This window comes from Cytobacillus solani, from assembly GCF_001420595.1.
In the GTDB taxonomy this organism is placed as follows: Bacteria; Bacillota; Bacilli; order Bacillales; family Cytobacillaceae; genus Cytobacillus; species Cytobacillus solani.
Genome location: NZ_LJIX01000006.1, coordinates 4,137,379 through 4,162,544 on the forward strand (window position 1 = coordinate 4,137,379; position 25,166 = coordinate 4,162,544).

A 25,166-nucleotide genomic window follows, 5' to 3' on the forward strand; every position below is an offset into this window, starting at 1 on the left:
GATCTCAGTGACACAAATTGAACCCATCTATGACAAAAAGTGTGAATGCAGAATGTGCAAAAAAACCTTTACAACGAAAAAACTACGTTCAAGATTTATTAAAGTGACAAGCTACGATACTGATTTTTGCCCAATCTATGCCTCTGATGAGATCAATCCTATTTTATATCATGTAAATGTCTGTCCACATTGCGGATTTTCCTCAACAGATGATTTCACTCCCTATTTTCCTCAAGGTGCAGTTGAAGAAATTCATTCAAAGGTATGCTCTCAATGGGTTCCACATGATTTTGGACAGAAGAGAAGGGTTTCCGATGCAATAAAAACATATAAACTAGCGATTTATTGCAGTTTATTGAAAAAAGAAAAGCAAATTGTCGTTGCAGGTACTTACATGAGACTCGCATGGTTATACCGTCTTTTAGAAAATACGGACCAAGAGAAGCGTTTTATGAAGCTTGCTATGGATGCTTATTTACAATCATATATGGAAGATGATTTTAAGGGGACACAAGTTTCGGAAGTGAGGATCCTATATTTAATTGGTGAATTAGCACGAAGAACCCACCAAACTGATCAAGCAGTAAAGTATTTTTCAAAGGTAATCGAACAGCAAAATCGGACAGTTGAATCTGGAATTATCGATATGGCAAAAGAGCGCTGGTATGATATACGTGAAGAACAAAAATCGGCAAAACTTACAGAAAACATCAGTTAAAAGAAAGCCACACCTAATTTCACTTGAAATCGGTGTGGCTTTTTGTTATAAGATCGTTTTATTCACCTATGGAGTACAACTTTTTACTTTCTCTGCTGATTTCGGGAACCAATGCACCTTATTGACAACTCTTTTGCTCTTTTCCGGCTCATTTCAGGAACCAATACACCTTATTGACTACTCTTTTGCTCTTTTCCCGTTCATTTCGGGAATCAATGCACCTTATTGACTACTCTTTTACTCTTTTCCAGCTCATTTCAGAAACCAATACACCTTATTGAGTACTCTTTTCTACTCATCCCACTCATTCCGGGAACCAATGCCCATTAAAACATCGGATTATCCTCTATAAATTGATATATATTTTTTACCAGTTCTTCTGGTGTTTCACCTGTTACTGGTTCTCCGTTTACAAGTGCAAAAAGAGAATTTGCACACTTTCCACAATAGCCAAGACAGCCATACTCAATGACATCAAGATCATAATCCTTTTCTAAGGTTTCTAAAGCCTTTTGTGAACCGCTTGCCAGATTGCTGATACAAAACTCTATGATTGGCTTTATCACTTCGATCACCTCTTACCTAAATTGCCATCTATATAAACGTTTATTCTATGAGTAATTGATGAGTCCTCCATGGACCCGTTCATATTTGCAGTCATGATAATGCTACCTTTTTTCATATTTTTCCGCAATTGTTTTTACTTTAATATCCCCTCAACACTTGAGCACAATTACTATTTACTGACTTGTTTTGTCAAGTTTCACCCTATAGCTGTTGTGATTTTGTCACAATTTCGTTATACTTTCTATGAATAAAGGGTATTAGATATTTATATTTAAAGAAAGTTTTTTTAATTTTTTAAAGTTATTTTTCAGAAAAATCACTACTTTAGAGTTAACTTAAAGGGGAATGTAAAATGAAGAATCTTGTTATCCTTGGCGGAGGCTATGGAGGGATGAGAGTGTTAGCCAGACTTTTGCCAAATCATCTTCCAGAAGATGTATCCATTACGCTTATTGACCGTGTTCCATATCATTGTTTAAAAACGGAGTATTACGCCTTAGCCGCTGGGACCATTTCAGACCAGCATGTTCGTGTGGCATATCCTGAACATCCACGATTAACAATTAAGTTTGGAGAGATTACTGGCGTAGATATTGAGAATAGACAGGTGCAATTGCAGGGAGAAAATTCTGTTTCTTATGACGATTTAATTATAGGTCTTGGATGTGAAGATAAATACCACAATGTACCAGGTGCAGATGTTCATACGTACAGCATCCAAACGATCGAAAAATCCCGTGCCACTTATCAAGCATTGAATAATTTAACCCCAGGATCAGTTGTAGCAATCGTCGGTGCTGGATTAAGCGGAGTAGAGATCGCTTCAGAGCTTCATGAAAGCCGTCCAGATTTAAAAATTAAATTATTTGATCGTGGAAGTCACATTTTATCTGCCTTCCCAGAGAGACTAAGCGAGTATGTTGAAAATTGGTTTGATAGTCATAGTGTTGAAATTGTCAGCCACTCCAATATTACACGTGTAGAGGAAAATACTCTTTTTAATCATGATGAGCCAATTTCCTGTGATGCAATCGTTTGGACTGCAGGGATTCAGCCGAATAAAGTCGTTCGGGAAATGAAGGTTGAAAAAGATTCACAAGGACGCGTCGTTTTGACAAAGCACCATAATCTTCCAACAGATGAGCATGTCTATGTTGTCGGCGATTGTGCAAGTCTTCCTCATGCTCCAAGTGCCCAGCTTGCAGAAGGACAGGCAGAGCAAATTGTACAAATTCTATTAAAACGTTGGAAAGGTGAAGAATTACCCGAAGAAATGCCAACGATTAAGTTAAAAGGGGTTCTTGGTTCACTTGGAAAAAAACACGGATTCGGTGTCGTTGCAGAGAGACCAATTACTGGCCGAGTTGCCAGAATGATCAAATCCGGAATTTTATGGATGTATAAAAACCATCGAGGATAACGAAAAGCGGAAGGCCCCTGCTTAGCGACATATGGACTGTGAGGGCTATCGACTGAGATATAGGAAGCACGAAGAGCGATAGCGCATTCGTACTTGACTTATCGTAGGGAGGAAGACCGAAGTACACTGTGGGCTGCAGCTAGACAATTCTTTAAATAAAGAATCATCTTATTCTCTAAGTAAGGAGCATCCCAATAAAGGATGCTCCATTTTTTCATTCTGCGGTGTACCCATGTTTTTCCATTTCCGCATAAATCGTTTTCAATCTGGGGTTGCCCTCACCAACTAACTGATCCTCTATTAAGACAACAGGGTAAAACATATCCTCCTCAATAACCCTTTCGGCAAAGCTTCTTTTCTCATTATCCTCAGGCGGATTATGAATATCTACATACGTAATCTTAAACGGCTGGTGAGGATATTTTCTTTCCAAAGCTGCTTGTAGCCATTCATATGTTTCTTTTGAAGAAGGAAGGTTCACACAGCTTGGACATAGCTGCTCAGCCCCATATACATTTATTTCAACCTCTCGTTTCATTTCTTTTCCCCCTTATTTAAAAATGTATCCTTAATCCTATTTTACAATATTATAATAATAGAAACCTAAGTAATTTCACATTTAGTGGAAATCCGCGTCTTAAAATAGATTTTTGCAGTGAGAATGATTATAATAATTAATAAGAAAGGGGTAGATACAAATGGCAGAACAAACAGCTATGCTTGAGCAAGTTCAAGAAGTATTAGATAAATTGCGTCCATTCCTTCTACGTGATGGAGGAGACTGTGAATTAGTTGATGTAGAGGATGGGATCGTTAAGCTACGTCTGCTTGGTGCTTGCGGCTCATGCCCAAGCTCAACGATCACATTAAAAGCTGGAATCGAACGCGCTCTTTTAGAAGAAGTACCTGGCGTTACAGAAGTAGAACAAGTTTTTTAATACTAAAAGCGATGTCATTTGAGACATCGCTTTTTATTTGAAACATACACCTTGCTTCCAGCTTGTTCAATGTTTAAATAACGGTATTCCATCTCTGGCAGTGCATGTGCCAGCCTCTTTGCCAAATCCATGCCTGCCCCCTTTTCCGCCAAGCATAATATCGTTGGTCCTGCACCGCTTAAAGCTACTCCGAATGCTCCGAAGTCTGGTGCCAGCTCTTCAATTACTTGCAAATGCGGCACTATTTCTTTTCGATATGGATGATGGTATCGGTCAGCCTTCATCATTTTTCCGACCTGCTTATAATTGCCATTTAGCAGAGCAGCAATCATCACATTCCCAATCGCCCCAGCTTGTACAGCATTTTCATATAAAAAGGTTTGTGGCAGTACCCCCCTTGAATCCTTTGTTAAGAGCTCTTCCCTTGGAATCACTGCAACAATATCGATTTCAAGGTGATGAAAGGATTCAATACTCACTTCATCCTCAAACTGACAGCCTACAACCAGCCCGCCTAATAGGCTGGCACCAACATTATCTGGATGTCCTTCAATCTTAGAAGCCCATTCCAATTTTTCTTGTTGAGTCAGATGGAGTTTACAGAGCGCATCGGCTAACTCAATTCCTGCGACAATGGCGGCCGCACTAGAACCAAGCCCTCTTGCAAGAGGAATATCACTTTTTACTTTAATCCGGCAAGCTGGCAGCTTTTGATTATGTTTCTCAGCAGTTTCTATGGCAATTTGAAAAATATAATTCATTTCATCCTTTGGAAAAATATTCAACTCTTCAGAAAGAGGAACAACCTCCCATTCTTTCGCCTTCTCTACTTCTAATGTTAAATACACATTCAATGCTAAACCAATGGAATCAAAGCCCGGCCCTAAATTTGCTGAGCTTCCAGGAACTTTAATGATGAGCATTTCACCTTCGCTCATACATGGACAACTCCCTTAATATGCTCCGAAACTGCAAACTCATCATTTGGCAGACAAACAGGTTTAACAGGACTGCATTCCATTGCAATATTCGGATCTTTAAGTCCATTTCCTGTCAAAATAGCAACAACTCTTGATTTATGCGGGATTTCCCCGTGACGGAGCTGTTTATAGATCCCTGCAAGTGATGCACAGGAAGCAGGTTCAGCAAAGAGGCCTTCTGATGAGGCTAATTTTCTATACATATACAAGATCTCCTCATCGCACACTTCATCGATTTTCCCTTCGGACTCATGTAATGCAGCTGTTGCTAAATGCCAGCTAGCAGGATTTCCGATTCGGATCGCTGTTGCCACTGTTTCTGGATTTTCAAAGATTCGATTGTGCACAATCGCCGCTGCTCCTTCTGCCTCAAACCCATGCATGCGCGGCAATCCTGTATTTTTTACTGCATGATAGTCTTTGAATCCTTTCCAGTAAGCACTAATATTTCCTGCATTTCCGACAGGGAGGGCAAGAATATCCGGTGCCTGCCCTAATTGATCACAAATTTCAAATGCAGCAGTTTTTTGCCCCTCTAAACGGTATGGATTAACTGAATTTACTAGAGTAATAGGTTCTACTTCACTAATCCTTCTAACCATTGCCAATGCCTCATCGAAGTTTCCTTCTATAGAAATAATCTCAGCCCCATAGATGACGGCCTGCGCAAGCTTCCCCATCGCTATTTTCCCCTCTGGAATAACGATGATGCATCTTAAACCCGCCCTTGCTGCATAAGCTGCTGCCGCCGCTGACGTATTGCCGGTTGAAGCACAAATAATGGTGTCACTGCCTTCTTCCTTTGCCTTCGCGACGGCCATAACCATTCCTCTATCCTTAAATGAACCAGTTGGATTGGCACCTTCCGTTTTGACATACAGGTCTATCCCCCATTCATCAGATAGCTTATTAAGCCGGATGAGAGGTGTATTCCCTTCATTTAATGTAAGTAATGGCGTATGCTCATTTATTGGTAAATACTCTTTATAAGCTTTTAATAGACCTTCCCATCTCATACATTTGCACTCCCTTCCACCCGGTATGAACTTTTAATTGTCTGTACGGCATGCAAATCTCTTAATTTAACTAGACTATCCTCGTAATCTTGCAAAGAAGCTTGATGGGTAACAAGAACAATTTCTGCAATTCCCTGTTTCTTTAAAGGCAGCTGGAGGATCTTTTCGAAGCTGACCCCGTGCTCTGAGAAGATAGAAGTAATATCAGCAAAAACACCAACCTCATCTTTCACATGCAGGCGTAAAAAGTATTTAGAATATATTTCTCCTGGTTCCTTTAGCAGTTTTTTATATTGAGGGATAACCGCACTTTTTCCAGTTACGCCTAAACGCATATTTTTCATTACGCCTACAAGGTCTGAAACAACAGCAGTAGCAGTCGGCAAACTGCCTGCCCCTGGCCCGTAAAACATCGTTTCCCCAACAGCTTCCCCATAAACATAAACAGCATTAAATTCGTCCTGGACTGATGCGAGCGGATGTGATTCTACTAATAGAGTAGGCTGAACACTGATCTCAACTTTTTCTCCTTCTCTATGAGCAATACCGATCAGCTTCATTGTATAGCCAAGCTGCTTCGCATACTCTAAATCATTTTCTGTAATTCCTGTAATTCCTTTTACCTTTACATCATCCAAATCAATTTTCATCGAAAATCCAAGTGTAGATAGGATCGCCATTTTTCTTGCTGCATCCAGCCCTTCAACATCTGCTGTTGGATCTGCTTCTGCATAGCCGAGCTCCTGTGCTTCCTTAAGCGCTTCTTCATAGGCACTTCCGAACTTTGCCATCTTCGTTAAGATAAAATTAGTTGTTCCATTTACAATTCCCATCATCTTTGTGATTCGGTCAGAGGCCAGACCATCGACAAGGCTTCTTAAGATTGGGATTCCTCCAGCTACACTTGCCTCATAAAACAGATCACAGCCATTTTCTGAAGCAATGGTTAGAAGCTCCGCACCATGTAAAGCCATTAAATCTTTATTGGCTGTAACAATATTTTTCCGATTGAGCAATGCTTGTTTTAAGTACTTTTTCGTTTCATCAATTCCGCCCATGACTTCAATAATGACATCAATTTCCGGATCATTTAAAACTTCATCAGGATTAGTAGTTAATCGTGCCTGTTCCACTTGAACAGCTCGCTCTTTATTTAAATCCTTCACAAGGATCTTTTTTACTTTAACGGGACAGCCTACTTGATGAATAAGCTTATCTTGATGATTCTCAATGATTTTCACTACACCTGATCCGACAGTTCCTAAACCTAATAATCCAATTGATATTTCTTCCATTATAATTCCCCTCTCGTTCAGCCACCGTTGTTCTTTGTATATGTACATTTGTATTTATATAGTAGACATTATAGTGCTGATTCCAAGTTATTACAATAGTTTTTTCTTATTATTCTGATGAAATGTACTATAATCTATTTAAAGTAGAAAAAAATACACCTTTTTTGAGAAAGGTGCACGAATGTTCAGGCTTACTTTTTTAGCCAACCCACTAAAGGGATCTTCCACTTTTGGACTGGGACTTCAGCAAATTCGTAAAAACGTCCTAAAAACCGCTCATGATCATCTGATTGCTGCAGAAACTTGTGAAGACTTTCCTCAAGGAGCTTTTTCTCTTGTTCTGATTCTGTTCCATAATACGATTCAACACAAGAGAAGTAATGAAGCGGAAAAAGGATACGTGCATAATAAAGCCGCCATGAAAACGAAGATAATGGGGCTATGCTTTGATAATCAGTAATAAACTTTCGCATCTCTGGCTCATATGTTTTGATGTTATGGAAATACTTTTCTCTCGTCCACTCAGCAAGATCTCTTGAGGAATGGTCAAAAACCCAATCAAATGGATTCTTGATATAATAGGAATTTCCCCACGTCACATCTGTGAATCGGTTATGACAGACCGTCCCGCTATCCATGAATGAAGGTTCATCATCCAGTTCAGTGTCTACTAGGTATTGAATCGAATTTTCAGCTATGCCCATATAGTAAGGAAATGATTCTAAAAACATCCGTTCAAAATCATTATCAGGCTGCTGAAAGAGCATATCATTCCAAACCTTTTCCATTTGGTCCAGCCTCATTTCCCATAATTGCTTCCACTGGCCAATTCGGCTTAATTTATTCACTGAGAATGAAACAGACCGCCCCCTGTAGTGGAACTTAGCTAATCTTCTTCCAAAACGATTGACCTTGCGATTCTGAATATGCTCATTTTTTAATACACAATATTTCTGATTCTCCCACTCGCTTATTTGTTGTCCCTCTGTTGTTTTTAAAAAAGTGCTGCAATATTTTTCACCGTTTCTTGCTAAATGGTCAGCTAGCATTTCTAATTCGGTTAATTCGTCCGCCTCATATCCTTCTACAGGGACAATTAAATAGATTTGCCCTTGTTTTCTGCATGCATGATATTTACCAACACGAATTTCTTCATCAAACTGAATTCCATATTGTTTTTCAAGCATATGGTTTAACATCTCTCCACCTCTTTTTTCAGGCATCTTAGGTCATATATATGAATGACGAAAGCAAAACTTGATCTTTTCTTGATTAAGATGGAGAACCTCGGATATGATGAAAGGGTAGATATTTCCAAGAAGACTAAGATAGCATAATTCCATGTAAGATCGTATATATTTAAGGAAAATATTATAGAAAATAGGTGGAGCCGATGAATGAAGAAAAATCAGTTGATCCAATTGAACTAACAGCGAGAAAATGGCTACATGACCGCGGAGTAGAAATTCAAGATATTGCCGATTTAGTCTATTTTCTACAAGAGAAGTATCATCCCGATTTGCAAATGGAAGTTTGCATCGAGAATGTTGAACGCGTCCTTTCTAAAAGGGAGGTACAAAATGCTGTTCTAACTGGCATTCAGCTTGATATGCTTGCTGAAGAAAAGAAGCTGCTTGAACCATTGCAGCATGTCATTGAAATTGATGAAGGTCTATATGGGGTGGATGAAATCTTAGCACTATCTATTGTGAATGTATATGGATCGATCGGATTTACAAACTTTGGCTATATCGATAAATTAAAACCTGGTATTTTAAAGGATTTAAATGATAAAAGCTCTGGAAAGTGCCATACTTTTTTAGATGATATTGTAGGGGCAATCGCTGCAGCTGCTTCCAGCCGTTTAGCGCATCGTGCACAAGGGACAAAATAAAGGATGGAGAAGATCATTCTCCATCCTTTTTCGTTATACAATCAATTACAAATCTAGTCGATAACGTTATGATGAGTTGTCCACGTTCATGAATTCATCACAGGAATAATCGGTAATTTGATTGTTCCAATGACGCTTACGCATTTGGTTTTTATCTATAAAAATTTCCATTGATGAAGCGACTTGACTACATATGTCGGCTTTTTTTCGTAGTTTGAAAGGAGCTCCTTCGTTGTGACACCTGTATGAACAAGCAGCGTGTCCATTCCTGCATTCATCCCTGCTAGTATGTCAGTATCATAATTATCTCCCACCATCAGCGTTTCCGATTTCTTTGTACCAAGCACCTGTAACGCTTGTTCCATAATAATCGATTCGGGTTTCCCAATAAATATCGGTTTTGTTTGTGTCGATACGGTTATCACGGACGTTAAAGAACCATTACCAGGTAAAAGACCTCTTTCCGTCGGAATAGCAATATCTCCATTTGTTGAAATAAAGGCTGCCCCATTCCTAACGGCTAAACATGCAGTAGCGAGCTTTTCATAATTAATTGAGCGATCAATCCCTACGACAACATAATCAGCATTCTCTTCTGCAAATGTTAATCCTTTGTCTGCTAATGCTGTACGAATGCCTTCCTCCCCAATCACATAGACGGAGGCATCATTCTTTTGTTCGTAAACGTAATTCGCCGTTGCCATACTCGTTGTAAATATTTGCTTTGATGTAGCGGGAATCGAGAACGAACAAAGCTTATCAGCAACCTGCTGTGGAGTCCTTGAAGAATTATTCGTGACAAAGAGATAAGGCAAATCCAACTTGATCAGTTCATTTACAAAGTTTGCTGCTTCTTTGATAAGCTCTGTACCCCGATACATCGTACCATCCAAATCAATTAAATACCCTTTATATTTTTTCATTTCCATCACTCCTGACTTTATCATCACCAATTCGTATAACAATCATTAGAAAAAGGCCGGATAACATCCGGCCTTTTCGGCTTATTCTTTTAATTTCGAAAGGCTGAAACCGGCCCTAATTCATTCAATAAGTATGCCCTTACACTCGCTGGGAATTGCTTAATAACAGGCAATTGTTTTGCAAACACCTCAGCGACTTCCGAATGATTAATATCGGTATAATCCTGTACTAGCATTTTTCGATACTTAATGATTTGTTTACAGCTAACGCTCAATTCCTTATGAATAACCTTTTCATCGTCTAAAATATCAACAATATCTTCGTAACTTCCAGGGTCACGCATAATAAACCCATCAATCATTGAATTTCCCACGTCAAGAATGGCTTCAATCATTAAATGACTTACTCGCTCCATTGCTGCTTTTTCAATCGGTGAATCCCAATTTTTTATTTGCTCGAAAAGGAAAAATTGCTGTTCTAAAAACACAAGTGTTGTTTCAATCTTTTCCCTGTCAACAAAATACATACGTTTCACCCTTCTTCAATTATGATGATTTGAGGCCTTGAATAAGTGCTGTCGGGCGAGAGTAATAATACCCTTGTGCTAAGTCAACCTTATTCCTTGAAAGGACCGATGCCTCATCTTTATTTTCAATTCCTTCAGCGACAACTAGTGAACCTGCCTCTCGTGCTATTAAGAGCAGTCCTTGCAGCATGGATTCCTTAACCGAATTTTTATCAATATCCTGTATGACCGAACGATCTATTTTGATAATATCCGGCATAATTTCACTAATGGAATGAAGACTTGCATATCCTGCACCCGTATCATCTACAGCAATCCGGAACCCTAATGTTCTTAATACCTTAATATTGTAGAGAAAGTTCTCCATCCCATCGATCGAGTCCCGTTCCGTAATTTCTAATGTAAGCTGCCTAGGAGGTATATTTTTATTTTTTGCCAGCATCTTTTTAATATCTCTAATAAACCGTTCATTGCCTAGAGAAATCGGTGTGAAGTTAATAAAAATATCCTGAGTGCATCCAGTTGCATTAATTTGCTCTAAAATCTTCTCAAAAACAATCATTTCAAGGTCATACAGCAATCCAGTTTGTTTTGCCACAGAAAAAAGCTGGAGTGGACTTTCTAATCCTGTCCCCTTTGGTCCTCTTGTTAGCATTTCCCATGCCTTCACTTCCCCTGTAGCCACATTAATGATAGGCTGTGCAAGCATTCGAATATCCTTTTGAGCAATAATTTTATTAACTGAATACAGCATATCATTGAATTCTGAACGTACTCGCTTCTCGGCCATTGCCAAAGCCTGCTGTTGAGCCTTTAAAATCGCTTCCTGAATAGAATAATGCTTCTTTTCTATAAACATGTAACCTGTATCAATCGTCGGTTTAGCAGCAGGCATTTCCACATACATATTCTTTTCAGATTCCCGCAAAATCTTTTTCATTCTTTTGTCAATTTCAGTTACACTGTAGCGGTTATGATCAATCGATAAAAATAATGTTAGTCCATCGCTAGAATAATCATGAAGAGCAATGATATCCTCTTCCTCGATTTCTTGTTTAATAACCTCCCAAAAGGTTTTCTTTAAACAAGAAATAAATTTCAAATATCCCTGTTGTCCAAGGTGATTTGGAAGATCCCTTAGATTATTAATATTGAAAACAACAATTGCCACTTCATAGCCACTTCTAAAAGCTCTTTTTACCCCGCTTGTAATAGGATCTCGAATAATAAACTGTGGGGGATAATCACGCATCTTATGTAATGGAAGGAAAATTTTCATCCATTTGCCAAAGGTTGCTGTCTTTTCATTGCATCGATGGACCATTCGCTTCATTCCTCTTTCGGTGCTGTATTCTACATGTTTTTATTTTATCATAAAAGTAGTTTATTTTTCCGTAACTAGAAAGATTTATGGAAATAAAATTAGCAAATGGGAAATACCCTTTATTCTAAAAGGAAGGTGGGTTACTATTAGTAATAGAATATAGGCAAAAAGGAGAACTTATCTATGTCTGAGCGCTTTTTTTTATATGATGATATCGTAAATACGAAAACAAGATTTGTTAGCTTTATGGGAGAAAACCAACGCTTTGACTTGGCCATCATTCAATCAGATCGTTATTATGGAAAACAAATCGTTCTTGATATTCAAGGAAATCGATTTGCAATCATCGGTGATGATGACTTAAAGGAAGAAGGATATTTGGAGTATGCATTTAACCTCAATGAGGAAGATGCAGAGGAATTGCGCTCCTTCCTAATGGAGTTAGTATAGACTTTTGAATGAATCCAATGGGTAGCACAAATAATAAAGGAGAACCTTTACATAAGGTTCTCCTTTATTTTATTGAATACGTTTCTGAGGTGATTTTCTATGGATGATAAAAAGCAAAGAATCTATACGGACTTTTCAAATGTAGAATCCCAGAGAAATTTCCTAACCGCTGAAGAATACCCAGAAGGACCCTACGGCTCCCCGATCAATAAATATGAAGCGGTTGAAAATAAAAGTACTCCTTGGCTTCCAGAACAACGGAAGTATAGTGCATTTACTTTCGAAAACAAAACTTTGCATGAAGACATGCCCCGACAAATGGAGGGGGCACACCCGCCACATGACGATCCTAACAAGAGTATTCAGCCACCTTATTCAGATTACCAGAAATAAAAAAAGCGCAAGCGCCTTGATCATCGCCGTACAAACGCAGAAGGGCCGGTTCTTTCGATAAAGGAAATACGGTGAGCGTAAGCGAACCGATGCTGACGCAATCGTTGCCGGAGGGGACCTGAAGTTTGATAGGCGATAGGACGCTTGCGCTAGACATCTCTGACTCAAAAGATATTCTTTCATTTAAAGTAAGGCAGAGACAAAGGATATTTCCAATTGTCTCTGCTCTATACATCTTTTTACTTTTCTACTTTCTTCGCAACGAAATAAGCACAGCCAAAATTACAGAATTCATATAAATATTCCGTCAATGTACTAATTTTCGTATCAAAGGTTGCTTTCTGATTTTGATCATCAAAAAAGCCTCTCAGCCTCAGCTGACCATATCCCCAATCACCTACGATATAATCGTATCTCGTCAAAATCTCGCTGTATCTTCCACGAAATGCCTCTTCATTAAATCCATCTCGATTATCTTCTATTACTTCATAACAAACATTGTTAATACAAATCAAAATTTTCACCTCACTTGAAAAGCGTAAGCGCTCATCATTAATTAAATTATAACTGATTCCCCATCAATTACTAAGAGAAAAAAATAATTGCTTGGCTATTCTATAAATGAGGAGGTGTTTCACATAAAAAAGACACTAGTCATTTCAAGCATTTGTGCCCTTGCTGCTTTAACTGCATGTCAAAACAATAGTAATCAAATGGCACAGGATAGGCTCTATGAAAAAAGCGGCAATACAATCAATGTGAATGATCAGCGCGCTGATATTTATAACAGAAATAATGGGTCAACCAATAAAAGTGAAGATTTTGGCTATGTAAGGCATCAACGGAGCCCCGTGCTTGGAGAGAATGTATCATATGATCATTATGAAATGATTGACCGTGAAAAAACAGCAGATACCATTGGGAAATTTTGCACAGAGGTTCCTAATGTCGATGATGTTTCTACACTTGTTACCGACCAGGAAGTTTTAATTGTCTATGCCACTGATACAAAAGATCGAAACGCTACTGCAGATCAAGTGAAAAAAATGGCGATGTCTGTAGTTCCAAGCTGGTATAAAATCTATGTTAGTGATAATACAGCTTTAAGGCAATTTGTTGAAAGCTACTCAACATCGGACTCAGATAGTCGAACTGCCCATCATGGGATCGATAGGCTAATTAAAGATATGAAAAAATCTCCTCAAGGAAAATAGAAATGCACAAGCGCCTTGATTATCGCCGTACAAACTGGAAGGGCTCCGCAATCTAGCTGCGGCTCCTAGCCCCCCTTATGAAATGCACAAGCGCATTGGTCATCGCCGTACAAACTAGAGGGACTCAGCATTCTGTGGCTTCTTGCATCAGGTCATTCCAGTTTAAAAAGAGTTCAGCCGACAATTAGCTGAACTCTTTTATATTCTTATGCTTCTTTTACTTCCTGTTCCCCTAATGCCTGTTTTCGTTGGGCTGCCGCATTGACTTGTTCATCTGCATGGTAGGAAGAGCGAACGAGTGGACCTGCTTCACAATGGCTGAAGCCTTTGCTCAATGCAATTTCCTTAAACTCGTTAAATTCATCCGGATGATAATACTTTTGCACCTTCAAATGCTTCTTCGAAGGCTGCAAATACTGACCAATTGTCATAATGTCAACATGATTTGCTCGGAGTGCATCCATTGTTTCGATAATTTCTTCCTTCGTTTCTCCAAGTCCAATCATTAAGCTCGACTTAGTTGGGATATCAGGCTGCAGCTCTTTTGCACGGCGTAAAAATTCTAATGAGCGGTCATATTTTGCACGTGCTCTAACTCTTGGTGTCAATCTTTCAACTGTTTCAATATTATGGTTTAGGATATCTGGGCGTGCGTCCATCAGTATTTGTAAATTTTCGAGTACCCCACCCATATCTGAAGGAAGAACTTCAATTGTCGTAAATGGACTTTTTCTACGGATTGCCCTTACTGTTTCAGCAAAGACAGCAGCTCCGCCATCCTTTAAATCATCTCTAGCAACAGCCGTAACAACTGCATGTTTTAAATTCATTAATGCAACAGAGTCTGCCACTCTTTCTGGCTCCTGTAAATCAAGCTCTGTTGGCAACCCCGTTTTGACAGCACAAAAACGGCATGCTCTTGTACAAGTATCGCCAAGAATCATAAATGTAGCTGTTCTTCTAACTGCCCAACATTCATGGATATTTGGACATTTGGCTTCCTCACATACAGTATGCAGTCCTTTTTCACGCATCATTTTCTTTAAGCCCGTATAATTTTCATTCGTGTTTAATTTTATTTTCAGCCATTCTGGCTTACGTAAATATTCTTCTTGTTTGCTCATATTCCCACCCCATTATATGAAAAAAATTGCATCAAAATAAAACCAGGAACCTTCAGCTTTCTATGAATTCCCTGATGTCACTTTATCATATGAAAAAGACAAGGACAAGTCGAAGTCAAGAGGATTACCAATAATTGATATAGATGAAATTTTTGAAATCTCACAAACTAAGTAAGAACATTATAAGAAAAGTGCAAGCGCCTTGCTTAGGACCGTATGGACTGGACCACACCCAACGAGATAAAGGAAACACGAAGAGCGGTAGCGCATTCATGCTTGACTTATCATAGGAGGGGGAAGAAAGTCCAATAGGCGCTGGAGCTAGACAGTTCCCAAATACAAAAAATGTAATACTTCTATTTCTGGAAGGCAGTAAAAAGAAGGGAGGAATATTGTGCGACTTTTTCTCATTAGTATTTTTGCTTTATCCATTCTATTCTTGCCTAATTTAACCGGGCACGCGCAAACAAATCAAAATAATGACTATGAATTGCGGATGGAATTATACAAAAGGATGGAATCCGTAACAAATATTCCTTGGTACTATCTTGCTGCAATTGACCAATACGAACGGAATGTAAGACAAGCTAGAAGGGATATACCAAAGGCTGAAGGAATTACAGGCATTTATTTCAAACCCGAAATGTGGGCTGGACCGTTAAATCCTAATCCTAATGACGACAATCCGCTCTCCATCCAATTCTTTAATGGGTTAGGCATGGATGGAGATGGGGATGGAAAAGCTGTCCTTTCTAATGATTCAGATGTACTTTTTGCTTTTGCCAAGTACCTTTTATCATATGGGACAGATCATGACAATTTAAAAATCGGTTTATGGGATTATTACAAGCGAGACAAAACAGTTAGCCTGATTATTGGCAAGGCTAAAATCTATAAACAATACGGACGGCTAGATCTTGATGACCATGCGTTTCCAGTCCCGCTTAGAAGCAATTATAACTACAAAAATACGTGGGGCGCTGCAAGAGGCTGGGGCGGCAGAAGGTCCCATGAAGGAACAGATATTTTTGCTGATTATGGGGTTCCAGTACGGGCAACTGCTTATGGCATTATAGAAATGAAAGGCTGGAACCGGTTTGGAGGCTGGAGAATCGGAATTCGTGATATTAATAACAACTATCATTATTTCGCTCATTTAAGTGGATTTGCCAAAGATTTAAAGCTTGGACAAATCGTAGAACCTGGCATGTTAATTGGCGGAGTCGGCAATTCGGGATATGGTCCTCCTGGAACATCAGGGAAATTTCCTCCCCATCTTCATTATGGCATGTATAAAGATAATGGCTATACAGAATGGTCCTATGATCCTTTTCCACATTTACGTTTATGGGAAAGGCAAGAACGGTTAAAAGCACGGAAGAAATAATCGCAAAATAGGAGAAGCCCCGATAAGGGCTTCTCCCTTTTTAATGTCCGCCAAGGTAGGCATTTTTTATTTCTTCACTTGCTTGGAGTTCAGCAGCAGTGCCAGAAACAGTTACTCGTCCCGTTTCAATGACATATGCACGATTTGCAACAGATAAAGCCATATGAGCATTTTGTTCAACTAGGAGGATGGTTGTTCCGCCACGATTAATATCCTCAATAATTTCAAAAATAGTTTTTACCATGAGAGGCGCTAGCCCCATTGAAGGTTCATCTAATAATAAGAGCTTTGGCTTTGCCATGATTGCTCTTCCCATCGCTAGCATTTGCTGTTCTCCGCCAGAAAGTGTGCCGGATAATTGCTTACGGCGTTCAAGTAAACGAGGAAATGTTGTGTATACCTTTTGAATATCTTTTTGAATTTCCTTCGAGTCCTTTCTTAAAAAGGCCCCTAGTTCTAGATTTTCCTCAACAGTCATATTAGAAAATACTCGTCTTCCTTCAGGAACATGAGAGATCCCAGCTTTTACAATTTCCTGAGCAGGTTTCCCTGCTATCGTATTACTTAAATATTGAATCGTTCCATTCTTAGGTTTAAGCAGACCAGACAAGGTTTTCAAAAGTGTACTTTTTCCTGCTCCATTCGCCCCTATTAATGTCACAATTTCCCCCTCTTGTACGTCTAAAGAAACACCCTTCAGCGCATGAATATTGCCATAAAAAACATCTAATTGATCCACTTTAAGCATGGGAGTTCGTAACCTCCTCTCCAAGGTACGCTTCGATAACTTTCGGATGGTTGCGAATGTCTTCAGGGGTTCCCTGTGCTATAAGCTGTCCATGGTCTAACACATAAATTCTTTCACAAATTCCCATAACTAGATTCATATCATGTTCAATTAAAAGAATCGTTAAATCAAATTTTTTACGAACAAATGCAATTAATTCCATTAATTCATGTGTTTCTTGCGGATTCATACCCGCAGCTGGCTCATCAAGCAATAAGAGGCGTGGTCCCGCTGCTAAAGCTCTCGCAATTTCCAGTCTTCGCTGCTGGCCATAAGGTAAATTTTTCGCTGCTTCATCTTTATATTTATCTAAGTTAAAAATTTTCAGAAATTCAATCGACTTTTCCTCCATCTCTTTTTCACCAGAAAAGTGTGAAGGAAGGCGTAAGATCGAACTTATTATTGAGTGCTTAGCTAAGGAATGATAAGCCACTTTCACATTATCAAGCACAGATAGCTCATTGAAAAGGCGGATATTTTGAAATGTACGGCTAATTCCTTTCCTTGTAACCTGATAAGGAGCTAATCCATTCAGTTTTTGTCCATCAAATTCAATCGACCCTTCAGTTGGTACATATACACCTGTCAGTAAATTAAAGCATGTTGTTTTTCCCGCTCCATTTGGTCCAATTAACCCAATAAGCTCTCCCCGATGGATTTCCATATTCACATTCGAAACAGCCTTCAGTCCTCCAAACTGAATGCCGGTATTTCTCACTTGTAGCAAAGGCATACTCCCCATACTAACTGCCTCCTTTCACACTCTTTACGCTTTTCCATTTTCCAAAAATATCTGTAATCTCCCGTGTTCCCATCAAACCTTGTGGGCGATAAAGCATAACGATAACGAGCACCAGGCTGTAGATGATCATTCGTGTTTCAGGATAGTCCTGTAAAAAGGTTGAAACAAGCGTAAGCAGGATAGCAGAAATTACTGCTCCTGAAAGGCTGCCGAGGCCACCTAGTACAACATAAATTAAGATATCAAATGACTTTAAGAAGCCAAAGTTTGTTGGCTGGATAATATAGAAGTTATGCGCATACAGTCCCCCAGCAATTCCGGCAAAAAAGGAGCCTAAGGCAAAGGCAATAACTTTATAATATACAGTATTAATGCCCATTGCATCTGCTGCAATTTCATTTTCTCTAACAGATATACATGCACGTCCATGTCTAGAATTTGTAAAGTTCATAATGACTACAATCGTAATAAATAGACAAATGAACGTATATGTCCAATTGGTTAAATGAGAAACCTGCATACCTGCCGCTCCACCGACATAGTCAATATTCAAGAAAACAATTCGAATAATTTCCGCAAAACCTAGGGTGGCAATAGCTAAGTAATCGCCTTTTAAACGCAGGCTGGGAATCCCGACAATAAGACCAGCTAATGCAGCAATAATCCCTCCCACCAAAATCGCAATCGGGAACGGAAGCTGTAATTTCATTGTGAATATGGCGGAAATATATGCCCCTACTGCTAAAAATCCAGCATGTCCGATAGAAAATTGCCCCGTAATTCCAATGACTAGATGAAGGCTGACTGCTAAGATGATATTAATGCCAATAAAGATGAGTGTATTGGAATAGAATTGATTTAAGATACCGGCGTTGATGAGTAGTTGAACCGTTACATAAAGCACAATTGATAAAATTAGAAAGAGCCAAAATCCTTTTACCTTTTTCATAGACTTCCTCACCTACACTTTCTCTCTTGCATTTTTACCGAAGATGCCTGACGGTCTAAATAAAAGAATTAATATAAGAATGATAAATGCTGCAGCATCTCTCCAAAGTGAATAGCCTAATGCACTAACAATCGTTTCTACCACCCCAAGCACTAGACCTCCAACCATTGCCCCTGGAATAATTCCTATTCCCCCTAGCACAGCTGCAACGAATGCTTTCAAGCCTGGAATAATCCCCATTAATGGTTCAATTTTCGTATAATATACACCAAAAAATACACCCGCTGCTCCCGCTAAAGCAGAGCCTATAGCAAAGGTAGCTGAAATGGTTGTGTTAACATTAATCCCCATCAAACGAGCAGCGTCCATATCATGAGAAACCGCACGCATGGCCTTTCCAATTTTTGTCCGGTGGACAATAAATTGCAATAAAATCATTAAGACAATTGAAACTGAAAGAATCAAAATCGATTGGCTGCTAATTTGCACCCCAAATAAGTCAAACGTTTTGTTAGACAACGCATCTGGATAAGCTTCTGGCTGTGCCCCCCGAAAATAGATCACGACATATTGAATGAGGAGAGATAATCCAATTGCTGTAATTAAAGCAGCTATTCGAGTCGCATTCCGAAGTCTTCTGTATGCAATACGCTCTATTAGCACACCGAATATGGCACAGACGGCCATCGCTAATAGTAATGCTGGAAAAAAGCCTAAACCCCATCCGGCAATTGCATAAAACCCTACAAATGCTCCAATCATAAAAACCTCGCCATGAGCAAAGTTAATCAATTTAATTATTCCGTATACCATCGTATACCCTAATGCGATTAGCGCATAGATACTCCCGAGTGAAATACCATTTATTAATTGCTGTATCCATTCCATATTCATTCACTCCTTAATAGAAAAGCGTAAGCGCCTTGCTTAGCGCCGTATGGGCTGGACCGTCCCCGACGAGATAAAGGAAACACGAAGAGCGATAGCGATTCGATGTTGACTTATCGTAGGAGGGGAAGGGAAGCCCAATAGGCGCTAGGCGCTGAAGCTGGACAACTGTCTAACTTCAGGAATTCCTCTCTTTAAATTGGAAATGGGAGGATACATTATCCCCCCATTTCTCCAGCCCTATCTTACGGATTCACTTTAGACTTGAAGACTTGCTTCCCATCTTTATGTTCTAAAACAGTAGCTGATTTAATTGGGTTGTGAAATTCGTCAACAGTTACGACACCAGTTACAAGAGATAAATCTTTTGTTTCTGCAAGAGCATCCTTAATTTTTGTTGCATCAGATGTATCGCCCGCACGTTTCATTGCATCTACTAAGAAATAAACAGAATCATAGCCAAGAGCATTAAATGCATCAGGAGACTTTCCAGAATATTTTTTTGAGAAGCTTGTTACAAACTTTTGAATTGTTTCATCTGGATCTTGTGCTGAATAATGGTTTGTAAGGAATGTGTTATTTAACGCTTCGGCACCAGCTAAATCAACAAGAATTGGAGAATCCCAGCCATCAGCGCCCATAAAAGGAACCGTAATGCCCATTTCACGTGCTTGCTTAATAATCAAGCCTACTTCTTCATAATAGCCAGGGATAAAAATAAATTCAGGGTTAGCTGACTTGATACGAGTTAATGTTGAACGGAAATCTGTATCTTTTGCTACATAAGATTCTTCAGAAACTACTTTTCCGCCAGCAGCCTCGAACGTTTCCTTAAAAGATGCAGCTAGACCTTTTGCATAATCACTTGCATTATCCGCATAGATTGCTGCATTTTTAATATTTAAATCTCCGGCTGCAAAATTAGCTGCAACAGTTCCTTGGAATGGATCAATAAAAGAAGTCCGGAATACAAATTCATTTACTTTTCCATTCGTTCCAACTGTTACGTTCGGGCTAGTTCCAGATGGAGATAGTAGAATGGTTTTATTATCGTTGGCAATTTGTGCTTGTGCCACTGAATTTCCACTAGTAGCTGCGCCAATGATAGCTGTTACTTTATCTTGGTTTGTCAATTTAATAGCAGCGTTTGTCGCTTCAGCAGCATCTGATTTATTATCTACTTTAATGATTTCTATTTTCTTGCCGTCTACACCGCCGCTATTATTAATCTCTTCAACAGCAAGATCAATTCCTTCGGCAATCCCCTGCCCATAAGAAGCAACAGCTCCTGATAGCTCTAGGTTTGCACCGATTTTAATTGTATCTCCGCCTCCGCCAGAGTCTTTTGAACCCTCTGTACCAGCCTTTTCCCCGCCGCAGCCAGCTAATACTCCGGCTACCAAGGCCGAAGCCATAAGTACTGAAGTAATTTTCTTTCTAAAAAACATCTCTACTCCCCCTTTTATTTCTGATTGTTCTGAACATTTAGATCGTATTGAGGTTTTTTTGTCTGTCCATTTACCAGTTTGCCTTTCACATCTACCCCCTGCAAATAGTCAGTTCTTCCTTCTAATAAAAAAATAATGATGAATCCTAGTATTATCTGACTAATTGATATAATCTAAAAACAGTATAATATTTTTAGATTAATCTGTCAAAGCAATATTTTAGCAAGATTATAATTATTCAAAATATATCTTATCATTATTTTTTTAACAATAAAAAGGCCCTCTCATCAAGAGAAAGCCCTTTTCTTTTATTCTACTTGCATATTCTGCCACTCGGCTTTCGAACGTCTGCCAGCTATTATTATAAAATCAAGGAGGATTAAGGGAAGAAATGAAGGATTTAAATTCGTACGCTCAGCAATACCTGCTAAATATTTACCAGTTTCTAGACGCCCGATTAAATCAGCAATCACCCATGCAAATAGAAGAATGTACACAGCCGGAAGCATCGATTTCGTTCCTGCCCAAACTCCCCATCCTAATACTTGTCCACCCACTCCCTTTAAAACAAAGACTTGGCGGATAAAAAATCCTAATGTAACAATTAATCCAAATAGTCCACCAAGAATGAGTGATTTTGTCACATCTGTATTTTCAAAAATTGTTAAGACTGTCACGCTTCCTTCGGTCCCTGCAATTCCTGTCCAAAGCATAGCTCCAACTGTTCCAACAATAAGAGCAATGATTGACCATAGCAAGTCGCCAACAGATCCTTTCGTGCTTGTCGGCAGATCATCTTTCAATTCCCCGGCAGCTGGCTTTGTAGGGTCTGCTACCAACCCTTCCTTTACAGCATGCCGTTCGTGCACTTTCATTGGTCCAATTTCTAACCCTTTGAATGCGACAATGAACACCATTGCTAATGTAGCCCAGACATATAGATTCATCGGGATTATTTGCATAAATGCAGAGAACGCTGAATACTCCGTTATATTATCTGATGTTAGAATCGTACCAATTAATGCAATAAATGATAGAAAAAATAAAAAAGAGTAACGATAGAGGTGATCTATCATTACTCTTATAAGTAATAAGATTCTCCATCACGACCTGTAGCTCCCCAATATGAAGGCTTAGTAAAGCAGATTTCCTGCTTGTCCTTCATAATGACAGTATTACCCTTATTCAAAGTAACCCCAGCAAATGATTGTTGACACAAATTCATTTACTTCGGCAAAATTCCCTTTAGGCTGTGATCCTTGTTGTCATCCTCACACAGCTTACTCTTAAATTCTGCACCTCTACCCCATCGGATATGATAAGGTTTATTCAATTGTTTATTACTATACCAGAATAATAGATTAGTGACAAGTTCTATAATAAAAATGAAGGTATCCATTCTATTTTCGTAATAAAAAATACTCTTTATTAATGAAATCTTTCTAAACTTTTGTACGCATTAAAAGGCTGTGTCACATTCCGCTATGACCACATTTAGTTCAATTTTTAAATCTAATTCATATGGTGGAACTTGTTCCCCTTTATGCTCCATAATTCTTATAATCGGACGATCCCCTAAACCTATATTTTGCCCTGTAACAATTCCTTTTCGTCCATCATTTAACTCTACCGTTATCCCGACCGGATAGATGGCAACAGCTAATCGAAAGGCTTCTACAATTTTCTGTTCAAATAAGGTTCCAGAACCTGCATATAGAATTTCTAAGCCTTCATGCGGCAGCATCGCTTTCCGATAGACACGATTCGATGTTACTGCATCAAATACATCAGCAACAGCAATGATTTTTCCAAAAAAGTGAATGTCTTTTCCAGTAATTCCTCTAGGATAGCCCGAACCATCAATACGCTCGTGATGCTGATAAGCACAATGCGCAACTAAGAGAGGTATGGTTTGTACCTTCCTTAAAATTTGAAAACCAGCTTCCGCATGCTCTTTAATTGCAACATACTCTTCTTCCGTTAATCTTCCTGGTTTTAACAAAACATCTATCGGCACCTGCAGTTTTCCAATATCATGGAAAATAGCACCTAAACCTAATGTTTCTAATTCCTTTGGCGTAAGTTTCAGCTCCAATCCAAGCGCTAATGAGTATAACGTGACATTTAACGAATGGGTGAAGATATAGTTATCGTATGTATAAGCATCTGAAAGTAAGTTCAATAGTTCTTTATTGCTTCCTAACTCAGTCATAAGAAACCGAATCAATTCGGATAGACGTCTTGATGCCTTTTCAACTACAAATGAACTGGATATACTTGAATCCTTTTGGATCTCCAAAAAAGTCGAATTTATTGTTTGAATTGCTTTTCTTCGGATAGGATCGGATAGTGTTCCTTTGTATTCAATATCATCCGTTTGACTATCCTTTATAAAAATATAACTAATTCCTAATGAATTTAAGCGCTGAATCATACTCTCCTTCAGCTCAACACCTTCACTAAGCAAGATTTGTCCTGTTTCATTATAAATGGTCTTCGCAAGTATTGTACCAGCTTCTACGGATGAGGTTGTCACTAATCGCATAAATTACTCCTATAACATTTCCGAAGTTTTTCCAATGTCGTTCTCATTCATTATCACCTTTAACTATAATAACCTTTTTCGCTAAAAAGTGACAGGTAAGACTCTAATTATGTCGAAAAATATTGAAATTAGAAAACAAAAAAGGCAGCCAATTGAAGTCTATTTCACAAAATCTTGTGAACAGCTCCATTGGCATGCCTTTATACCATTTTTAGTAAAGCCTCTTTCCCTATCATTCCTCGATGAATGCCCAACGACTCCGCTTCATACGTGACGGATTCCAATGGTGCTTCAAGCAGCTGTTCGATGGTTTTTACTCCCACTGCCCTGCCAGCAATTACTTTCCGATCCTTTAATTTCTCATTAAGTAATGAGACATCAAGTGCCCCACACATAATATATCCTTTATCATTTGTTACTACAAGTAAATTTGTTTTCGGCAATTCCACGGAGACGCATAGGAATGTATGCCCCTTTATATCAACAGGTTTCAAGTCAATCATAAATCAAACACTCCTTTCCCTCTCTATCAAAATATGCTAGTGGATGGAAATGCGTGTAATGAATTTTAAAATAACTCCAATTGTCTAGGGGCAAGGTCATTATACTCAATATTTAACATTTGTATGAGCTGTTTCGCATTGTCAGCAGCGTCGCCGCCTGAATTATTGTTAAAAACTGCATATACCGTTTTGCACTTTTTTTCTAGTACCTTTAACCATTCTGCCCATTCAGCAAGTTCACTCTCGTTGTATCGATACAAATATCTAACCTCTCGCCAATTATCAGCATTTTTCTTTTGCCAGCCATGAATATTACGACCGTGAAACCTCACTAAAACCTTTTCTTCGTGCGTCGGTTCCAGCACAATCGGAATAGAGCCTGTGCCTGCCTGTGGCTCATCACAAATACTATGAATCCATCCTTCCTCTTTCATAAAGTGGATGGTTTTATCCTTAAATGCAGGATGGAACCATGATTGGTTCCGGAATTCTAATGCACATGGTATATCGCCCATTTGTGCTTTACACCAACGTAAATAATCTACATTTTGCTTTTTGCAATCAAACCATGGCGGAAATTGAAAAAGCACCATAGTAAGTTTATTCCTATAAGGCTCTAAGGAATCCTTAAAAGCAGCAAACATTTCACCTTTATCCTGGAATGGAATTTCTCCTCTTTCATGCCCAGTCATTCCTTGATACGCTTTCACAATAAATTGAAAGGAGTCAGGAGTGTCTTTCATCCACTTTTCCGCATTCCGTTTTGGCTGGACAGCATAAAAGGAAGCATCCACTTCGACTGTTGGAAAGTGGCTCGCATACGACCTTAACTTTTCACCTGGTGAAATCGGATTTGTATATAGGGTATCGTGGTCACCCCATCCAGTTACTCCAATTAGAATCAATCAGCACACCTCCAATTGTTTTCTGTAAGTTAAATGTAAAAACTACTCTCATCCAATGGTAAAAGGATCCTTTATAGGTGCAAACATAAGAGAAAACACTCCTACATTTTATATAGAAAAGGGATATGGGACAATAGCTGTGGTCATAAGTACAAAAGTATCCCATAGAAGGTGGCTATGGGATATAGCCAATTGCTATCTCTGTACACTGTTTTATAAAATTAAACCA

Annotated in this window: 28 protein-coding genes and 1 riboswitch; of the genes, 8 read left to right on the plus strand and 20 right to left on the minus strand. The window is 38.9% G+C overall.

From position 1 onward, the window contains the following. The first annotated feature begins 7 nt into the window (after nt 1–7). Nucleotides 8–718 carry a DUF2225 domain-containing protein gene (locus AN957_RS22570; protein WP_053477798.1) on the plus strand — a complete coding sequence of 237 codons (711 nt, stop codon included), beginning with the start codon at nt 8–10 and terminating at the stop codon, nt 716–718. A 326-nt stretch (nt 719–1,044) separates the two neighbouring features. Here the strand turns inward: AN957_RS22570 and AN957_RS22575 are convergent, their stop codons facing one another. Then, on the minus strand, nt 1,045–1,284 hold the full coding sequence (locus AN957_RS22575; RefSeq protein ID WP_053477797.1) for a YuzB family protein: 240 nt from the start codon (nt 1,282–1,284) through the stop codon (nt 1,045–1,047). A gap of 353 nt (nt 1,285–1,637) precedes the next feature. On the opposite strand from AN957_RS22575, the gene AN957_RS22580 reads away from it, so the two are divergent. Next, complete coding sequence (locus tag AN957_RS22580; protein ID WP_053477796.1) at nt 1,638–2,705, plus strand: NAD(P)/FAD-dependent oxidoreductase; 1,068 nt, start codon at nt 1,638–1,640, stop codon at nt 2,703–2,705. A 214-nt stretch (nt 2,706–2,919) separates the two neighbouring features. On the opposite strand, the gene AN957_RS22585 is transcribed toward AN957_RS22580, so the two are convergent. Beyond that, entirely contained in the window at nt 2,920–3,243 is a 324-nt protein-coding gene (locus tag AN957_RS22585) for a YuzD family protein (RefSeq protein ID WP_056686129.1), read from the minus strand. 160 nt (nt 3,244–3,403) lie between these two features. Here AN957_RS22585 and AN957_RS22590 point away from each other — a divergent pair, with 160 nt between their 5' ends. Continuing rightward, nucleotides 3,404–3,643, plus strand: coding sequence for a NifU family protein (locus AN957_RS22590; protein ID WP_053477794.1), 240 nt, complete (start codon nt 3,404–3,406; stop codon nt 3,641–3,643). Nucleotides 3,644–3,657: 14 nt separating this feature from the next. Here AN957_RS22590 and thrB read toward each other — a convergent pair whose 3' ends face one another. From thrB to yutH, 4 genes are all read right to left on the minus strand, one after another. Beyond that, complete coding sequence (gene thrB, locus AN957_RS22595; RefSeq protein ID WP_056686132.1) at nt 3,658–4,581, minus strand: homoserine kinase; 924 nt, start codon at nt 4,579–4,581, stop codon at nt 3,658–3,660. After that, nucleotides 4,578–5,639 carry a threonine synthase gene (thrC, locus tag AN957_RS22600; RefSeq protein ID WP_053477792.1) on the minus strand — a complete coding sequence of 354 codons (1,062 nt, stop codon included), beginning with the start codon at nt 5,637–5,639 and terminating at the stop codon, nt 4,578–4,580. The genes thrB and thrC overlap by 4 nt, the downstream gene beginning before the upstream one ends. Next, nucleotides 5,636–6,934: a homoserine dehydrogenase gene (locus tag AN957_RS22605; protein ID WP_056686134.1), complete on the minus strand. Its 1,299-nt coding sequence runs from the start codon at nt 6,932–6,934 to the stop codon at nt 5,636–5,638. Before AN957_RS22605 ends, thrC begins: the two co-directional genes overlap by 4 nt. 191 nt (nt 6,935–7,125) lie before the next feature. Next, complete coding sequence (gene yutH / locus AN957_RS22610; RefSeq protein WP_053477790.1) at nt 7,126–8,133, minus strand: spore coat putative kinase YutH; 1,008 nt, start codon at nt 8,131–8,133, stop codon at nt 7,126–7,128. 194 nt (nt 8,134–8,327) lie between these two features. On the opposite strand from yutH, the gene AN957_RS22615 reads away from it, so the two are divergent. Then, nucleotides 8,328–8,828, plus strand: a complete 501-nt coding sequence (locus AN957_RS22615; RefSeq protein ID WP_053477789.1) for a phosphatidylglycerophosphatase A family protein — start codon at nt 8,328–8,330, stop codon at nt 8,826–8,828. Between the two features lie 155 nt (nt 8,829–8,983). On the opposite strand, the gene AN957_RS22620 is transcribed toward AN957_RS22615, so the two are convergent. From AN957_RS22620 to AN957_RS22630, 3 genes are all read right to left on the minus strand, one after another. Further along, nucleotides 8,984–9,751 carry a TIGR01457 family HAD-type hydrolase gene (locus tag AN957_RS22620; protein WP_056686137.1) on the minus strand — a complete coding sequence of 256 codons (768 nt, stop codon included), beginning with the start codon at nt 9,749–9,751 and terminating at the stop codon, nt 8,984–8,986. Between the two features lie 89 nt (nt 9,752–9,840). After that, the gene (locus AN957_RS22625; RefSeq protein WP_053477787.1) at nt 9,841–10,278 is read right to left on the minus strand and encodes a DUF86 domain-containing protein; all 438 of its coding nucleotides are present in this window, start codon (nt 10,276–10,278) and stop codon (nt 9,841–9,843) included. Nucleotides 10,279–10,297: 19 nt separating this feature from the next. After that, a complete protein-coding gene (locus AN957_RS22630; protein WP_053477786.1) occupies nt 10,298–11,602 on the minus strand; it encodes an EAL domain-containing protein in 1,305 nt (434 codons plus the stop codon). Between the two features lie 183 nt (nt 11,603–11,785). Between AN957_RS22630 and AN957_RS22635 the strand changes: the two genes are divergently transcribed. Both AN957_RS22635 and AN957_RS22640 read left to right on the plus strand, forming a co-directional pair. After that, on the plus strand, nt 11,786–12,052 hold the full coding sequence (locus AN957_RS22635; RefSeq protein ID WP_053477785.1) for a DUF3055 domain-containing protein: 267 nt from the start codon (nt 11,786–11,788) through the stop codon (nt 12,050–12,052). 99 nt (nt 12,053–12,151) lie between these two features. After that, nucleotides 12,152–12,445 carry a hypothetical protein gene (locus AN957_RS22640; RefSeq protein WP_053477784.1) on the plus strand — a complete coding sequence of 98 codons (294 nt, stop codon included), beginning with the start codon at nt 12,152–12,154 and terminating at the stop codon, nt 12,443–12,445. A gap of 239 nt (nt 12,446–12,684) precedes the next feature. On the opposite strand, the gene AN957_RS22645 is transcribed toward AN957_RS22640, so the two are convergent. Then, nucleotides 12,685–12,960, minus strand: coding sequence for a YutD family protein (locus AN957_RS22645; RefSeq protein ID WP_053477783.1), 276 nt, complete (start codon nt 12,958–12,960; stop codon nt 12,685–12,687). 87 nt (nt 12,961–13,047) lie between these two features. Between AN957_RS22645 and AN957_RS22650 the strand changes: the two genes are divergently transcribed. Continuing rightward, complete coding sequence (locus AN957_RS22650; protein WP_245637804.1) at nt 13,048–13,659, plus strand: YhcN/YlaJ family sporulation lipoprotein; 612 nt, start codon at nt 13,048–13,050, stop codon at nt 13,657–13,659. Between the two features lie 206 nt (nt 13,660–13,865). Here AN957_RS22650 and lipA read toward each other — a convergent pair whose 3' ends face one another. Then, on the minus strand, nt 13,866–14,783 hold the full coding sequence (gene lipA / locus AN957_RS22655) for a lipoyl synthase (RefSeq protein WP_053477782.1): 918 nt from the start codon (nt 14,781–14,783) through the stop codon (nt 13,866–13,868). A 439-nt stretch (nt 14,784–15,222) separates the two neighbouring features. Between lipA and AN957_RS22660 the strand changes: the two genes are divergently transcribed. Continuing rightward, nucleotides 15,223–16,170, plus strand: coding sequence for a M23 family metallopeptidase (locus AN957_RS22660; protein ID WP_245637835.1), 948 nt, complete (start codon nt 15,223–15,225; stop codon nt 16,168–16,170). A 40-nt stretch (nt 16,171–16,210) separates the two neighbouring features. On the opposite strand, the gene AN957_RS22665 is transcribed toward AN957_RS22660, so the two are convergent. From AN957_RS22665 to AN957_RS22705, 9 genes are all read right to left on the minus strand, one after another. Continuing rightward, nucleotides 16,211–16,918: an ABC transporter ATP-binding protein gene (locus tag AN957_RS22665; protein ID WP_053477780.1), complete on the minus strand. Its 708-nt coding sequence runs from the start codon at nt 16,916–16,918 to the stop codon at nt 16,211–16,213. Further along, entirely contained in the window at nt 16,911–17,699 is a 789-nt protein-coding gene (locus AN957_RS22670) for an ABC transporter ATP-binding protein (protein WP_056686142.1), read from the minus strand. Before AN957_RS22670 ends, AN957_RS22665 begins: the two co-directional genes overlap by 8 nt. Before the next feature lies 1 nt (nt 17,700). After that, on the minus strand, nt 17,701–18,648 hold the full coding sequence (locus tag AN957_RS22675; protein ID WP_053477778.1) for a branched-chain amino acid ABC transporter permease: 948 nt from the start codon (nt 18,646–18,648) through the stop codon (nt 17,701–17,703). A 12-nt stretch (nt 18,649–18,660) separates the two neighbouring features. Then, nucleotides 18,661–19,536: a branched-chain amino acid ABC transporter permease gene (locus tag AN957_RS22680; protein WP_053477777.1), complete on the minus strand. Its 876-nt coding sequence runs from the start codon at nt 19,534–19,536 to the stop codon at nt 18,661–18,663. A gap of 245 nt (nt 19,537–19,781) precedes the next feature. Beyond that, on the minus strand, nt 19,782–20,984 hold the full coding sequence (locus AN957_RS22685) for an ABC transporter substrate-binding protein (protein ID WP_053477776.1): 1,203 nt from the start codon (nt 20,982–20,984) through the stop codon (nt 19,782–19,784). Nucleotides 20,985–21,292: 308 nt separating this feature from the next. After that, complete coding sequence (locus tag AN957_RS22690; RefSeq protein WP_082446693.1) at nt 21,293–22,060, minus strand: Na+/H+ antiporter NhaC family protein; 768 nt, start codon at nt 22,058–22,060, stop codon at nt 21,293–21,295. Between the two features lie 29 nt (nt 22,061–22,089). Next, nucleotides 22,090–22,296, minus strand: a riboswitch (Lysine riboswitch). Between the two features lie 147 nt (nt 22,297–22,443). Next, nucleotides 22,444–23,529, minus strand: a complete 1,086-nt coding sequence (locus AN957_RS22695) for an HD-GYP domain-containing protein (RefSeq protein ID WP_053477775.1) — start codon at nt 23,527–23,529, stop codon at nt 22,444–22,446. 200 nt (nt 23,530–23,729) lie between these two features. Beyond that, entirely contained in the window at nt 23,730–24,032 is a 303-nt protein-coding gene (locus AN957_RS22700; protein ID WP_053477774.1) for a YunC family protein, read from the minus strand. 65 nt (nt 24,033–24,097) lie between these two features. Next, nucleotides 24,098–24,937 (minus strand): DUF72 domain-containing protein, encoded by an 840-nt coding sequence (locus AN957_RS22705; protein ID WP_053477773.1) that lies wholly within the window; start codon nt 24,935–24,937, stop codon nt 24,098–24,100. Nucleotides 24,938–25,166: the final 229 nt, after the last annotated feature.

Bases quoted from the DNA above. Each gene is read 5' to 3' on its own strand.
- AN957_RS22580 (WP_053477796.1), top strand. From the start codon at position 1,638: ATGAAGAATCTTGTTATCCTTGGCGGAGGCTATGGAGGGATGAGAGTG.
- AN957_RS22585 (WP_056686129.1), bottom strand. From the start codon at position 3,243: ATGAAACGAGAGGTTGAAATAAATGTATATGGGGCTGAGCAGCTATGT.
- AN957_RS22590 (WP_053477794.1), top strand. From the start codon at position 3,404: ATGGCAGAACAAACAGCTATGCTTGAGCAAGTTCAAGAAGTATTAGAT.
- thrB (WP_056686132.1), bottom strand. From the start codon at position 4,581: ATGAGCGAAGGTGAAATGCTCATCATTAAAGTTCCTGGAAGCTCAGCA.
- thrC (WP_053477792.1), bottom strand. From the start codon at position 5,639: ATGAGATGGGAAGGTCTATTAAAAGCTTATAAAGAGTATTTACCAATA.
- AN957_RS22605 (WP_056686134.1), bottom strand. From the start codon at position 6,934: ATGGAAGAAATATCAATTGGATTATTAGGTTTAGGAACTGTCGGATCA.
- yutH (WP_053477790.1), bottom strand. From the start codon at position 8,133: ATGTTAAACCATATGCTTGAAAAACAATATGGAATTCAGTTTGATGAA.
- AN957_RS22615 (WP_053477789.1), top strand. From the start codon at position 8,328: ATGAATGAAGAAAAATCAGTTGATCCAATTGAACTAACAGCGAGAAAA.
- AN957_RS22620 (WP_056686137.1), bottom strand. From the start codon at position 9,751: ATGAAAAAATATAAAGGGTATTTAATTGATTTGGATGGTACGATGTAT.
- AN957_RS22625 (WP_053477787.1), bottom strand. From the start codon at position 10,278: ATGTATTTTGTTGACAGGGAAAAGATTGAAACAACACTTGTGTTTTTA.
- AN957_RS22630 (WP_053477786.1), bottom strand. From the start codon at position 11,602: ATGGTCCATCGATGCAATGAAAAGACAGCAACCTTTGGCAAATGGATG.
- AN957_RS22635 (WP_053477785.1), top strand. From the start codon at position 11,786: ATGTCTGAGCGCTTTTTTTTATATGATGATATCGTAAATACGAAAACA.
- AN957_RS22640 (WP_053477784.1), top strand. From the start codon at position 12,152: ATGGATGATAAAAAGCAAAGAATCTATACGGACTTTTCAAATGTAGAA.
- lipA (WP_053477782.1), bottom strand. From the start codon at position 14,783: ATGAGCAAACAAGAAGAATATTTACGTAAGCCAGAATGGCTGAAAATA.
- AN957_RS22665 (WP_053477780.1), bottom strand. From the start codon at position 16,918: ATGCTTAAAGTGGATCAATTAGATGTTTTTTATGGCAATATTCATGCG.
- AN957_RS22670 (WP_056686142.1), bottom strand. From the start codon at position 17,699: ATGGGGAGTATGCCTTTGCTACAAGTGAGAAATACCGGCATTCAGTTT.
- AN957_RS22675 (WP_053477778.1), bottom strand. From the start codon at position 18,648: ATGAAAAAGGTAAAAGGATTTTGGCTCTTTCTAATTTTATCAATTGTG.
- AN957_RS22680 (WP_053477777.1), bottom strand. From the start codon at position 19,536: ATGGAATGGATACAGCAATTAATAAATGGTATTTCACTCGGGAGTATC.
- AN957_RS22685 (WP_053477776.1), bottom strand. From the start codon at position 20,984: ATGTTTTTTAGAAAGAAAATTACTTCAGTACTTATGGCTTCGGCCTTG.
- AN957_RS22690 (WP_082446693.1), bottom strand. From the start codon at position 22,060: ATGATAGATCACCTCTATCGTTACTCTTTTTTATTTTTTCTATCATTT.
- AN957_RS22695 (WP_053477775.1), bottom strand. From the start codon at position 23,529: ATGCGATTAGTGACAACCTCATCCGTAGAAGCTGGTACAATACTTGCG.
- AN957_RS22700 (WP_053477774.1), bottom strand. From the start codon at position 24,032: ATGATTGACTTGAAACCTGTTGATATAAAGGGGCATACATTCCTATGC.